The organism is Roseovarius sp. AK1035, from assembly GCF_003288315.1.
Lineage (GTDB): Bacteria > Pseudomonadota > Alphaproteobacteria > Rhodobacterales > Rhodobacteraceae > Roseovarius > Roseovarius mucosus_A.
On the sequence record NZ_CP030099.1, the window covers coordinates 3,282,062 to 3,294,020 of the forward strand.

General features: G+C 60.4%; 14 protein-coding genes. 10 read left to right on the plus strand and 4 right to left on the minus strand.

Annotation, left to right across the window (positions count from 1 at the left end):
• The first annotated feature begins 12 nt into the window (after nucleotides 1-12).
• A complete protein-coding gene (gene tyrS, locus RAK1035_RS15670) occupies nucleotides 13-1,266 on the plus strand; it encodes a tyrosine--tRNA ligase (protein WP_008281103.1) in 1,254 nt (417 codons plus the stop codon).
• Between the two features lie 61 nt (nucleotides 1,267-1,327).
• Here the strand turns inward: tyrS and aroB are convergent, their stop codons facing one another.
• Both aroB and RAK1035_RS15680 read right to left on the minus strand, forming a co-directional pair.
• Nucleotides 1,328-2,446 carry a 3-dehydroquinate synthase gene (aroB, locus tag RAK1035_RS15675; protein WP_008281104.1) on the minus strand — a complete coding sequence of 373 codons (1,119 nt, stop codon included), beginning with the start codon at nucleotides 2,444-2,446 and terminating at the stop codon, nucleotides 1,328-1,330.
• The gene (locus tag RAK1035_RS15680; protein WP_008281105.1) at nucleotides 2,443-3,024 is read right to left on the minus strand and encodes a shikimate kinase; all 582 of its coding nucleotides are present in this window, start codon (nucleotides 3,022-3,024) and stop codon (nucleotides 2,443-2,445) included. Before RAK1035_RS15680 ends, aroB begins: the two co-directional genes overlap by 4 nt.
• Before the next feature lie 90 nt (nucleotides 3,025-3,114).
• Between RAK1035_RS15680 and RAK1035_RS20420 the strand changes: the two genes are divergently transcribed.
• From RAK1035_RS20420 to RAK1035_RS15690, 3 genes are read left to right on the plus strand one after another with little or no spacing between them, the layout of a single operon-like run.
• Complete coding sequence (locus RAK1035_RS20420) at nucleotides 3,115-3,264, plus strand: hypothetical protein (protein ID WP_008281106.1); 150 nt, start codon at nucleotides 3,115-3,117, stop codon at nucleotides 3,262-3,264.
• On the plus strand, nucleotides 3,251-4,783 hold the full coding sequence (locus tag RAK1035_RS15685) for a hypothetical protein (protein WP_037297663.1): 1,533 nt from the start codon (nucleotides 3,251-3,253) through the stop codon (nucleotides 4,781-4,783). The genes RAK1035_RS20420 and RAK1035_RS15685 overlap by 14 nt, the downstream gene beginning before the upstream one ends.
• Nucleotides 4,780-5,751 (plus strand): site-specific tyrosine recombinase XerD, encoded by a 972-nt coding sequence (locus tag RAK1035_RS15690; protein WP_008281108.1) that lies wholly within the window; start codon nucleotides 4,780-4,782, stop codon nucleotides 5,749-5,751. The genes RAK1035_RS15685 and RAK1035_RS15690 overlap by 4 nt, the downstream gene beginning before the upstream one ends.
• Here the strand turns inward: RAK1035_RS15690 and RAK1035_RS15695 are convergent.
• Nucleotides 5,688-6,503 (minus strand): metallophosphoesterase family protein, encoded by an 816-nt coding sequence (locus RAK1035_RS15695; protein ID WP_037297665.1) that lies wholly within the window; start codon nucleotides 6,501-6,503, stop codon nucleotides 5,688-5,690. The genes RAK1035_RS15690 and RAK1035_RS15695 overlap by 64 nt on opposite strands.
• Before the next feature lie 70 nt (nucleotides 6,504-6,573).
• Between RAK1035_RS15695 and RAK1035_RS15700 the strand changes: the two genes are divergently transcribed.
• A complete protein-coding gene (locus RAK1035_RS15700) occupies nucleotides 6,574-7,881 on the plus strand; it encodes an HlyC/CorC family transporter (protein WP_008281110.1) in 1,308 nt (435 codons plus the stop codon).
• A 9-nt stretch (nucleotides 7,882-7,890) separates the two neighbouring features.
• On the opposite strand, the gene RAK1035_RS15705 is transcribed toward RAK1035_RS15700, so the two are convergent.
• Nucleotides 7,891-8,466, minus strand: coding sequence for a hypothetical protein (locus tag RAK1035_RS15705; RefSeq protein WP_112303101.1), 576 nt, complete (start codon nucleotides 8,464-8,466; stop codon nucleotides 7,891-7,893).
• 144 nt (nucleotides 8,467-8,610) lie between these two features.
• Between RAK1035_RS15705 and RAK1035_RS15710 the strand changes: the two genes are divergently transcribed.
• From RAK1035_RS15710 to RAK1035_RS15730, 5 genes are all read left to right on the plus strand, one after another.
• On the plus strand, nucleotides 8,611-9,048 hold the full coding sequence (locus RAK1035_RS15710; protein ID WP_008281113.1) for a TerB family tellurite resistance protein: 438 nt from the start codon (nucleotides 8,611-8,613) through the stop codon (nucleotides 9,046-9,048).
• 42 nt (nucleotides 9,049-9,090) lie between these two features.
• Nucleotides 9,091-9,531: a TerB family tellurite resistance protein gene (locus RAK1035_RS15715; RefSeq protein WP_037297668.1), complete on the plus strand. Its 441-nt coding sequence runs from the start codon at nucleotides 9,091-9,093 to the stop codon at nucleotides 9,529-9,531.
• Entirely contained in the window at nucleotides 9,528-10,283 is a 756-nt protein-coding gene (locus RAK1035_RS15720) for a phosphate/phosphite/phosphonate ABC transporter substrate-binding protein (protein ID WP_037297670.1), read from the plus strand. The genes RAK1035_RS15715 and RAK1035_RS15720 overlap by 4 nt, the downstream gene beginning before the upstream one ends.
• A 123-nt stretch (nucleotides 10,284-10,406) precedes the next feature.
• Complete coding sequence (locus RAK1035_RS15725) at nucleotides 10,407-11,183, plus strand: ABC transporter ATP-binding protein (RefSeq protein WP_008281116.1); 777 nt, start codon at nucleotides 10,407-10,409, stop codon at nucleotides 11,181-11,183.
• Nucleotides 11,184-11,213: 30 nt separating this feature from the next.
• Nucleotides 11,214-11,927, plus strand: coding sequence for a transporter substrate-binding domain-containing protein (locus RAK1035_RS15730; protein ID WP_037297673.1), 714 nt, complete (start codon nucleotides 11,214-11,216; stop codon nucleotides 11,925-11,927).
• Nucleotides 11,928-11,959 lie beyond the last annotated feature (32 nt).

Consider the following 11,959-nt stretch of genomic DNA (forward strand, 5'->3'; position numbering starts at 1 on the left):
GGGACAAGCATTATGACCTATCGCCCCAAATCCGAATTCCTGAACGTGATGATGTCGCGCGGCTATCTCGCCGACTGCACCGATTATCAGGGTCTGGACGAGGCATTGAGTGCTGGAACCGTCACCGCCTATATCGGCTACGACGCCACGGCGAAATCTTTGCACGTTGGGCACCTGCTCAACATCATGATGCTGCGCTGGCTGCAAAAGACCGGACACCGCCCGATCACGCTTATGGGCGGCGGCACCACCAAGGTGGGCGATCCCTCGTTCCGCTCGGATGAACGCCCGCTGCTCTCACCCGCGCAAATCGACGACAATATCGCTGGCATGAACCGCGTCTTCGCCCGCTACCTTGCCTACGGCGAGGGGCCGCAGGATGCCATGATGCTCAACAACGCCGAATGGCTCGACGGTCTCAACTACCTCGAATTCCTGCGTGACATCGGGCGGCATTTCTCCGTGAACCGGATGCTGTCCTTTGAATCGGTGAAATCGCGCCTTGACCGCGAGCAATCGCTGTCCTTCCTCGAATTCAACTACATGATCCTGCAAGCCTATGATTTCCTTGAGCTGAACCGTCGCCACGGCTGTGTGCTGCAAATGGGCGGCTCGGATCAATGGGGCAATATCATCAACGGCATCGACCTCACCCGCCGCGTCATCGACCACGAGGTATTCGGCCTCACGTCGCCGCTCCTCACCACCTCGGATGGGCGCAAGATGGGCAAATCGGCGGGCGGCGCGGTCTGGCTTTCGGGCGATATGCTCAGCCCCTATGAATTCTGGCAATTCTGGCGCAACACCACCGACGCCGACACCGGGCGCTTCCTCAAACTCTACACCGAATTGCCGGTTGAAGAATGCGACCGCCTTGGCGCTTTGGAAGGCTCCGACATCAACGCCGCCAAGATCATTCTCGCCAACGCCGTCACAACCCTCCTGCATGGGCCCGAGGCGGCGGCGGCGGCCGAGGCCACCGCGCGCGAGGTGTTCGAACATGGCGGCGTGGGTGATGACCTCCCCACCGTCGAGGTGACAGCGGATGAACTGGCCGAGGGGATTTCCATCGTGCAACTCATCGTGCGCGCCGGTCTTGCCAAATCCGGCAAAGAGGCCAAGCGCCTGATCACTGAAAACGGCGCGCGTCTGGATGACGAACCGTTAACCGACGCGGGCCTGATGATCGACGCCGCAGCCCTGACATCGCCGATCAAGCTGTCGGCGGGCAAGAAACGTCACGCTCTCGTCAAGCTGTCAGACTGAGCGGCTAACAGTAACAGCGGACCTTACAAAATCAGCTTACGATTTGTAAGGTCCGTAAGGGTCACCCCGGCCCGCGCAGCGCCTCGCGCAGCACGTCGCGCACAACATCCGGCGGCACGTCCGAGGTGATGAACGCCTCACCGATCCCGCGCGCAAGGATGAACCGCAGCTTGCCATCAACAACCTTTTTATCCTGCCCCATAAGCGCAATCAGCCCATCGGCATCTGGCAAATCTCCTGCAATATCAGAAAGATCAACCTTCATCTTCATGTCGCGCAGATGCGCCCGCACTCGGCTTGGGTCTTCCTGCGAACACAGGCCAAGCCGCGCCGACACCTCGAACGCAAGCGCGCAACCAATCGCAACCCCCTCCCCATGCAAGAGCCGCGACCCATCATACTGTGTGGCAGACTCCAAAGCATGACAAAATGTATGACCCAGATTAAGCAAGGCCCTGTCACCTTGCTCGGTCTCATCGCGCGTCACAATCTCGGCTTTCATCTCAACCGACCGCGTCACAAGATAAAGTCGCGCTGCCATATCACCCGCTGCGGCACGTGAAGCATTGCCTTCAAGCCACTGAAAGAATTCACTATCTCCAAGCAATCCGTATTTGGCCACCTCGCCATATCCAGCCAGATAATCGCGTTCCGTCAGCGTTCCCAACACCTCGATATCCGCCAAAACAAGGCTTGGTTGGTGAAACGCTCCGATCAGGTTCTTGCCCTGCGGCGCGTTGATCCCGGTCTTGCCCCCCACAGAACTGTCGACCTGCGCCAGCAAACTCGTCGGAACCTGAACAAAGCGTACGCCCCGCCGCAGCACCGCCGCCGCGAACCCGACCAGATCACCAATCACGCCACCGCCAAAGGCGACCACCACGTCATTGCGCTCAACCTTTTCCTCCAGCAACCATTCGACCACCCGCTCGAAATGCGGCCAGGATTTGGTCGCCTCCCCCGCCGGAAGCGTCAGCGAAACCGAAGAAATACCGTTCTTTTCCAATCCGTTGCAAAGCGTTGCTAAGTGCAATGGCCCCACCGTCTCATCGGTCACAATCGCCACACGCGGACGCCGCAACAGCGGTGCAATCAGCGCCCCGGACTGCCCCAACAGACCCGGCCCGATGTGAATATCATACTCCCGTCCCGGCAGGCCCACATGCACGATTTCGGTCATTCCACCCACTCCAATACGTCCGTGCGCGCGCTAAGCGCGTTAAGAACTTGCTCGGCCATTGCCTCGACACTGTACTCCGGCCGCGCCCGCACCCGGATCTCTGCCAACTCATAGATCGGCACACGGGCATTATAGATATCCGCAAGCGTCTCATATGGATGAGCTGTGCGCAGTAAGGGCCTGGTATTCTTTCCTTTTACCCGAGACCACAAAAGCGGAAGATCAGCATCGAGCCAGACCGAAACCCCCTTGCGCGCCACAAGATCCCGGTTGCGCTCCGCCAAAAACGCGCCCCCACCCGTGGACAGGATCGCTCTCGGCCCATCCAGCAAACGGTCGATCACCTCGGTCTCCCGCGCCCGAAAGAACGTCTCGCCATCCCTTTGAAATATCTCGGAAATCGCCATATTCGCGGCCTTCTCGATCTCGGCATCCGAATCGAGAAACGGCACGCCAATCCGGGCCGCCAGCGCCTTGCCCACCGCCGTCTTGCCCGCCCCCATCATGCCCACCAGCACAACCGTCTTGCCCAATGTCCAGTGCCCTTTGCCCGACACTTTCGGCGCTCCCTTGCCCATTCACAAAGTTTTTCACTCAATGACGTGATCTTGCGCAAAAGGCCAGTTATAACTTGGGAAAAAGAACGGGCAATTCAGGCAGGGGATAACATGCTGCGATTGATCAAGTGGCTGATTTATCTGGCTATTCTAGGCTTCATTGCCTTAGTGGCCTATGCCTATATCGGGCCATTCTTTGGCGCGGATTTCTCACCTGACCAGACCGAGATTCGGCAGGACATCATTCTTGAGACGGATTAGCACGGTAGTTTTCCTTGGATTGACCACGACGGGTGCCGCCCTCGCGCAGCAACCGCTTTCTGCGATTGAGTGGTTGGATGAGGCCAGCACCGCAGCCGTCACGACCGTACCGCGCCCTTCATTCTCGGAACCGCCCTCCGCGAATACCGTCACCGTACCGAACGTGACCGTCACCGCGCTGGACGCACCGCGTGCGGATGCTGTTGGCCTACTGCCCAGCACCACCACAGGCTTGCCAGTAACCCTTTGGGAAAAAAGCACAACTTCAACGCTTTTACGTGCCCTGTCACATCTAGAATCCGAACCCTTGCCTGCCATTCAGGCGCTCTATTACACCCTGCTGCTGGCCGAGGCGAATGCCCCTCTTGATGCCGGATCAGATGCCGCATTCCTGCAAGCACGCCTCAAGGCGCTGCGCAGCTTTGGCGCGATAGAACCCGCACAGGCCATGGCAGAGCGGGCCGGACCCATGACGAAATCACTTTTTGATCAATGGTTTGACCTCTCTCTTCTGCTCGGACAAGAGGACCCCGCCTGCGCCATGCTCAGCCGCAAGCCGCGTCTGACGTCGGATATCGGCGCGCGTATCTACTGCGCCGCCCGCAGTGGCGACTGGAACACCGCCGCGCTCACCTATCACAGCGCGACCGCCCTCGGCACACTCTCCGAAACCGATGCCACTCTTCTGGCACTCTACCTTGATCCCGAATTGATCGAGGAAACCGAACCGCCGGAACCACCCCAATCCCTTACAGCGCTGCAATTTCGGCTGTTTGAGGCTATCGGCACCGCCCTCCCAACCCATAATCTGCCGCGCGCCTTCGCCATGGCTGATTTGCGCGGCAATTCCGGCTGGAAGGCCGAAATCGAGGCGGCAGAACGTCTAGCGCGCACAGGTGCCGTGCCTGCCTCGCGCCTTTTGGGCCTTTATACAGATCGCCGCCCGGCTGCCTCAGGCGGCGTCTGGGATCGGGTTGCGGCAATTCAGGCGCTCGATCAGGCGCTAAGCGAAGGAGCATCGCAAGACCTTGTCGAAGCCTTGCCAAGAGCCTGGCGCGCCGCGCGCGACCAACGGCTAGAGGTGATCTTTGCCGAGCTTTTTGCAGAGCGCCTTGATGCTGCGGAAATCCCGCAAAACATCGCCTCGCAAGTCTTTGAAATCATGCTTTTATCAGAGCAGTATGAAACTGCTTCTGCGCGGCTGTCCTCGCCCTCGTCGGATCAACAGTTCCTGATTGATACCGCCCGTGGTGCCCCATCGGCCGAAGCGGCGCGCACCTCACTCCAAAGTGCGATCGCCGCAGGATTCGCCAACAGCGCCCCGCCGGCAGATCATCAGGCGCTGATCGACGCCGGACGACTGGGCGAGGCGATTCTGGCCGCTGCGCGACAGATCGGCCATGGCGACCGGGCGCGCGATGCACTGCCAGGGGCAATTGCCACGCTGCGCACCTTGGGGCTTGAGGACACCGCCCGCCGCGCGGCTTTACAATTGCTGCTGTTGGACCCACGCGGGTGACCGAGGCCGCGCGCTGGATCGATCTCTTTCTCGAGGCGCAGGCCGCCGAGCTTGGGGCCGCAAAAAACACGCTGCTCGCCTATGCACGGGATCTCAAAGACTTTTCCGAATGGGTTGAAAATCAAGGGCTTGCGCTGCAAACTCTCACTCAGCCTGACATTGATCGCTATCTTGTCTTCTGCGATGCACAGGGCCTCGCGCGGGCCACGCGGGCGCGCAGGCTCTCGGCGATTCGTCAGCTTTACCGCTTTGCCTTTGATGAGCGGTTGCGCGCGGATAACCCCGCCATTCGCATCAAAGGGCCGGGTAAGGCACAGCGCCTGCCCAAGACCCTCAGCGAAGAAGAGGTCAGCCGCTTGCTCGACATGGCCCCCGCTCATGGGCGCACAGCGTCGGAGCGCAGCCGCAACGCCTGCCTTGTGGCGCTGCTCTATGCCACGGGCATGCGCGTCAGCGAGCTGGTGTCCTTGCCACTTGGTGCCGCGCGGGGCGATCCACGCATGATTTTGGTGCGCGGCAAAGGCGGCAAGGAACGCATGGTGCCACTCTCGCCGCCCGCGCGCGCAGCCCTCAGCGACTGGCTCGCGATTCGCGATGCCGAAGAGAGCGCGCGCCGCGCCAAAGGCGTGCAATCCTCCCCCTATCTCTTCGCCTCAGGGGGTGCCTCCGGACATCTCACGCGCCATAGATTTTACAACCTTATCAAAGAAATATCTGTCAAAGCTCATGTTGATCCCGACAAGGTCACGCCGCATACCCTGCGCCATGCCTTTGCCACGCATCTTTTGGCCAACGGTGCCGATTTACGCGTGATCCAGACGCTTCTTGGTCATGCCGATGTCGCCACAACCGAGATTTATACCCATGTGCTTGAAGCCCGCCTTCAGGCGCTTGTGCAAGAGCATCACCCGTTGGCACAGGCCGCCCGGCGCAAGACCGGGGGCAAAACCTCCTCGGATGGCCAATAGCCGGTCGTAAGGGCCGTATCATAGCCCTGCACCAGCCCCGCCGCCCGCATCGCAGCCTGCGCGCCCAGATAATCATAGGCGAGACGATGAAAGGTCACGTGCGCGTCCAGTACGGCAAATCCGGTCTCAACCCGTCCATCATGGGGCGGCATGCCGATTGCCCCCGCATTAATCCAGTCCACCGCGCCGATACGTCGCTGAAACATCACCCCGGAATGGCCTGAAAAAACATAATCAATATGGCCTGCAACCTCTTGAATATGTGATATTTCCTCAAGAAAAACCGCCTCATCCGACACCGGCCAGACGAATCGGCTGACATCCCTCAGACCGCCATGGATCACGGCCGCACGCCGACCAGCATGGGTGAACAGGATGAGATCTGGCAGCGTCTCCATCCAGCCCCGATCCGCAGCCCCACTGAATCGGTCGGCGTGACGATACCACCCCGCTGATAAAAGATCGCATTGCGTGCCCGCGCCAAAGCCACAGCCACAGTCCAGTTCATTGCGCGCCAACTGTCGCTCACAATTGCCCGCAAGCACAGGACACTCCGCCGCACGAATAAGGGCCACCGTTTCGGCAGGGTTCGCACAATAGGCCACGACATCGCCCGTACAAATCCGGCGCTCCGGTGGAAAGTGATGTGCATCTGCCCATGCCAGCAACGCCTGCGTCGCCTGCAAATTAGAATAGGGCCCACCGAAAATCAGCACAGGACCAAACAACTCTCCCAAATCCATGATCCGCATGGCCCATGCTCCCTTGAATGCAGGGGACGGACACCCCATAACCCAATAAATTAAAAGGGACTGCAAAGAGATGGAAGCCGCGTCAAGCGCAACCGACCTGACATTTTGGATCACCTGCGGTGCGATCGTCACCCTGCTGGTCATGTCTGCCTATTTCTCGGGCAGCGAAACTGCGCTTACTGCCGCCTCCCGCGGGAAACTTCGGGCGCAGGCGGAAAAGGGCTCGCGCGGGGCGGAAACGGCGCTGCGGATCACCGAGGATAACGAGCGGCTCATCGGCTCGGTTCTGCTTGGCAACAACATGGTGAACATTCTGGCCGCGTCGCTGGCCACAGCGCTCTTTACCCGCCTCTTTGGCGAGAGCGGTGTTGCCCTTGCCACGCTGGTGATGACCCTGCTCGTGCTGGTCTTTGCCGAAGTCCTGCCCAAGACCTATGCCATCACCAATGCCGAGGCCGCCGCTGCGCGCACCGCGCCCATCATCGTCTGGGTGATCAAGATCTTTTCCCCGATCGTCACCGCCGTGCGTTGGTTCGTGCGCCGGGTTCTGGCGCTTTTTGGCGTGCAAACCGATCCTGACAGCCACATTCTGGCCGTGCGCGAGGAAATCGCTGGTGCGCTTTACCTTGGGCAATCCGAAGGGGTGGTGGAAAAGGAAGACCGCGACCGTATCCTTGGCGCGCTCGACCTCGGCGAACGTGCCGTCGAGGAAATCATGCTGCATCGCTCGCGGATCGAGATGATCGACGCCGAAGCAGAGCCTGACGCGATTCTCGATCAATGCCTCAAGAGCAACCACACCCGCTTACCGCTTTATCGCGACGACCCTGACAACATCATCGGCGTGGTGCACGCCAAGGATCTGTTGCGCGCCATGCACAAACTGGTGACAGAATCGCAGGATGGCGCGGCCGCGCTCAAGAATTTCGACGTATGCAGTATCGCGCGCAAACCCTATTTCGTGCCTGAAACCACAACGCTCGACGACCAGATGCGCCAATTTCTGCGGATGCGCAGCCATTTCGCCATGGTGGTTGATGAATACGGCACGCTTCAGGGTCTGATCACGCTCGAGGATATTCTGGAGGAAATCGTCGGCGAGATCACCGATGAATTCGACCCGGATGCCGAACATCCCGTGCGCCGGACCGAAGACAATCAGTTTCTCGTCGATGGGGCGATGACCATCCGCGACCTCAACCGCGCCAACGACTGGAACCTCCCCGACGAGGCCGCCAATACCGTCGCAGGGCTTGTGATCCATGAGGCGCAGATGATCCCCAAGGTGGATCAGGTCTTTATCTTTCACGGCTTCCGGTTTCAGGTCATGGCCCGCAAGGACAACCGCATCACGCGATTGAAAGTGCGCAAGCTCTGAGGGCGCGTGTCACAAACGGTCTTTGTATTTCAGAACGTCGCGATCCACCCCCAGCCCGATGAGTGGGCTCAGCAAATCGCGCCAGAGGCTCGGGCGCGGCTTGTTCACCGGGGCCTGATCGCGCGGCAAGCGCAGATCATCCTGTAGCATCGGTTCCAGAATACGCTCATCCAGCATCCATCGCCCCCGCCGCCCTTCGTCGCGGTCCGCCTGCTGGTAGCTCAGCCACTTCGAGAGCCGGTGCTGGCAACACGGGAGTTTACCGGGATAAATCAGGTAAAATCCACTGTTGACCCGCAAACAGATATTATCCAGCACCCGTGCCACGCCGCGATATGGCTCTGGCACATGTGGCTTTGGCATGTAATTGAACCGCCCCGGATCGCCGTTGAAAAAAACGGAAAGCGCTGTGCACAGGTCAATACCCCGTTGTGCCATGGCCCAGCCCAAGACAGGCTCAGGCGCAAGCGCCCAGTCATACTCGATGAGCGCCTGATGAAACGACTCTGGCGCCAGGCCACGCAAATACTCGATTTGCTCGGCAACAGGGCTTGCGGACCAATCAAACGGACTGGCTTGCGGCATCATCGGCTCCGTAACTATCGCGAAAAAACAATGCGCTATCTCTGCGCGCCGAAAGTGCGCTTTCTGCGGAACAACTGTGACGCCATTTGGGCAGCCCATAAAAATTTGCTTGGGGCGCGCTGCTTTGGCGCGTAAACTTTGGGTATGTTGAATCGCCTTCTACACAGCTTCTCTGCGTCAAAACCCGGCCCCCTGCCAGAGCCGGATGAGAAACTTGCCTTGGCCGCCTTGATGGTGCGTGTCGCGAAATCCGATCACCATTACGAATTGGCCGAAATCAAGCGGATAGATCGTCTGTTGGCGCGCATTTATGGGCTTGGCCCGGTTGAGGCGGCCAAGATGCGCGCAGTCTCGGAACGGATTGAGCACGCAGCCCCCGATACGGATCGCTTTGGCCACATCATCCGCGAGACCGTCAGCCTCGAGGCTCGCCTTGGTGCGCTCGAGGCGCTGTGGGAAGTGGTGCTGTCCGACGGCGCAAGCCAGCCAGAAGAGTTGCAGGTGATAGACGCCGCGCGAGAGGCGATGGGCCTGAGCCATGCCGATAGTGACGCCGCCCGCGCCTTGGCCGAGGCGCAGTAATTCCCCATTGGCGCGTCGCGGTTGGCACCCTATACCTATGGCATGTTCGCAGATTTCCTCAAACGGCTGATCCAACCAGCCCCCGAGCCCCTGACCGGCGGTGATGCCCGTCTGGCGCTCTGTGCCCTCCTCGTGCGCGTTGCGCGCACCGATGGAGATTATTCCGCCGCTGAGATCATCCGCATCACGCGCATCATCTCTGCCCGCTACGACCTGCCTCAGTCAGAGGCCGAAGCCCTGCGCCAAGAGGCCGAAACGCTTGAGAGCGAAGCCCCCGACACCGTGCGCTTCACGCGCGCCATCAAGGACGCGGTGCCACATGAGGATCGCCTTGGTGTGATCGAAGCGCTCTGGCAAGTGGCCTTGGCCGATGGGGTGCGAGAGGCCGATGAGGACGCGCTCTTGCGTCTCGTGGCCAGCCTCTTGGGCATCACCGATCAGGAAAGCGCGCGCGCCCGTCAGCGCGTCATGGGCAGCACGTGATCGTCAGCCTACCCATGTATGACCGCCCCGAGACGGCGGCGTGCAACGATGCCCTCTGGAACGCCATGCGTGCAGCCTTGGGCGACGGGCCAGAGACCCTCACCCGGGACGGTAACCTCTGGGATCACTGGCGTAGCCCTGATCTGCTTTTGTCGCAAACCTGCGGCTATCCCTACCGTGCGCGGCTGCACGGGCATGTAACGCTGGTGGCCAGTCCCGTGCTTGACCTGCCAAGCTGCCCACCGGGATATTACCATAGCGTATTTGTCGCGCGGGCAGATGATCCACGCACCCATCCCGAGGCGTTCGCCACCGCGCGTCTGGCCTATAACGACGGTCTGTCGCAATCGGGTTGGGCCGCGCCACAGAACTGGGCCGCCGCGCGTGGATTTTCCTTTACCACGCCCGTCCACACCGGCGCGCATCGCGCCTCGGCTATGGCCGTGGCCGAAGGGCGCGCCGATATTGCCGCGCTCGATGTGCTGAGTTGGCACCTGATGCAGGCACATGATCCCTTCACGACGGGGTTGCGCGAGTTGGCCCATACCGATCCTACCCCGGCGCTGCCCTACATTACCGCGCTCGGGCGCGATGCAGACGCACTGCGCGACGCCCTTGAGGCAGCAATCATGGCGCTGCCTGCGGCGGCGCGCGCAACCCTTGGGTTAAAGGGCGTGACCTATATTGCCGCCGAGGATTATTTGGCCCCGCCCAATCCTGCGCCGCCCCCGCCACTCACGCCTCCGAATTGAGCTGACGGCGCGTCAAATCGCACAAACCGCCCCCCAATCGCCCGTTTTGCAAGTTGCATCGGCCCATTTTTTCGGCCCTATTGTCATAAAGCCGTCAAAACCGCACCAAAACGGAAGCACCCCTTGTCAGACACGCCCCCGGTTATCGAGATACGCAACCTGCACAAGGCTTATGGCGCGCTTGAGGTGATCAAGGGGGTCGATATTGCCGCCCATCGCGGCGATGTTGTGTCGCTCATTGGGTCTTCGGGCTCTGGTAAATCGACCATCCTGCGCTGCGCCAACCTGCTTGAAGATAGCCAACAGGGCGACATCCTCTTCAAGGGCGAGCCGGTTCAGTGGAAGGGCGCAGGCTTGGCGCGCCACCCCGCTGACCCCAAACAAGTGCTGCGCATCCGCACCAATCTCAGCATGGTGTTTCAGCAATTCAATCTCTGGGCGCATCTCACGATCCTGCAGAACGTGATGGAGGCACCCGTTACGGTCTTGGGCCGGGATCGGCACGAGGTTGAGGCCGCCGCGCGCAAATATCTCGACAAGGTGGGTATTGGCGACAAATGCGATGTTTACCCGGCGCAATTGTCCGGCGGTCAACAACAACGCGCAGCGATCGCCCGTGCCCTCTGCATGGAGCCGGAGGCGCTCTTGTTTGACGAACCCACCTCCGCGCTTGACCCAGAGCTGGAGCAAGAGGTGATCCGCGTCATCAAGGATCTGGCCAATGAGGGCCGCACCATGATGATCGTCACCCATGATATGAAGATGGCCGCTGATGTCAGCGACCATGTCGTGTTCCTGCACCAAGGGCTGATCGAAGAACAGGGTCCGCCCGACACCCTCTTTGGCGCGCCGAAATCGACGCGCCTGCAACAATTCCTCAGTTCCACCACTGGCGGCTGAGGCAAGACCACCACTCAAAGGGAGAAAACCATGAAGAAACTACTACTCACCACCGCCGCACTGGCCCTCTCGGCTGGATTTGCCATGGCCGACACCGTTCGGCTGGGCACCGAAGGCGCCTACCCTCCGTATAACTTCATCAACGACAAAGGCGAAGTTGACGGGTTCGAGCGCGAGTTGGGCGATGAGCTGTGCAAGCGCGCCAAACTGACCTGCGAATGGGTCACGAATGACTGGGACAGCATTATTCCCAACCTTGTGTCGGGCAACTATGACGTGATCATCGCAGGCATGTCGATTACCGAAGAACGCGATCAGGTCATCGACTTTACCCAGAACTACACCCTGCCCGATCCCTCGGCCTATCTTGCCCCGTCGGCGGATGTCGATGTGAAATCCGGCGTCATCGCGGCCCAGTCGGGCACCATTCAGGCGTCCTACGTTGCCAGCAGCGGTGCCACGCTGGTGGAATATGCCACGCCCGAAGAATCCATCGCCGCCGTGCGCAATGGCGAAGCAGATGCCGTGCTGGCCGACCGCGCCTTCCTTTTGCCCGTGGCAGAAGAGGATGCAGGGCTCGAACTGCTTGAAGAGATGGTGATGATCGGCGGCGGCATCGGCCTTGGCCTGCGCGAAAGCGACACCGAACTCAAAGGCAAACTCGACGCCGCCATCCAATCCATGAAGGACGACGGCAGCCTGAACGCGCTCATCGAGAAATGGGAAATCGGCCTGACCTTCTGAGGTTGACCGACCGGCGGGGTCCGATGCGGCCC

Bases quoted from the DNA above. Each gene is read 5' to 3' on its own strand.
- tyrS (WP_008281103.1), top strand. From the start codon at position 13: ATGACCTATCGCCCCAAATCCGAATTCCTGAACGTGATGATGTCGCGC.
- aroB (WP_008281104.1), bottom strand. From the start codon at position 2,446: ATGACCGAAATCGTGCATGTGGGCCTGCCGGGACGGGAGTATGATATT.
- RAK1035_RS15680 (WP_008281105.1), bottom strand. From the start codon at position 3,024: ATGGGCAAGGGAGCGCCGAAAGTGTCGGGCAAAGGGCACTGGACATTG.
- RAK1035_RS20420 (WP_008281106.1), top strand. From the start codon at position 3,115: ATGCTGCGATTGATCAAGTGGCTGATTTATCTGGCTATTCTAGGCTTC.
- RAK1035_RS15695 (WP_037297665.1), bottom strand. From the start codon at position 6,503: ATGCGGATCATGGATTTGGGAGAGTTGTTTGGTCCTGTGCTGATTTTC.
- RAK1035_RS15700 (WP_008281110.1), top strand. From the start codon at position 6,574: ATGGAAGCCGCGTCAAGCGCAACCGACCTGACATTTTGGATCACCTGC.
- RAK1035_RS15705 (WP_112303101.1), bottom strand. From the start codon at position 8,466: ATGCCGCAAGCCAGTCCGTTTGATTGGTCCGCAAGCCCTGTTGCCGAG.
- RAK1035_RS15710 (WP_008281113.1), top strand. From the start codon at position 8,611: ATGTTGAATCGCCTTCTACACAGCTTCTCTGCGTCAAAACCCGGCCCC.
- RAK1035_RS15715 (WP_037297668.1), top strand. From the start codon at position 9,091: ATGTTCGCAGATTTCCTCAAACGGCTGATCCAACCAGCCCCCGAGCCC.
- RAK1035_RS15730 (WP_037297673.1), top strand. From the start codon at position 11,214: ATGAAGAAACTACTACTCACCACCGCCGCACTGGCCCTCTCGGCTGGA.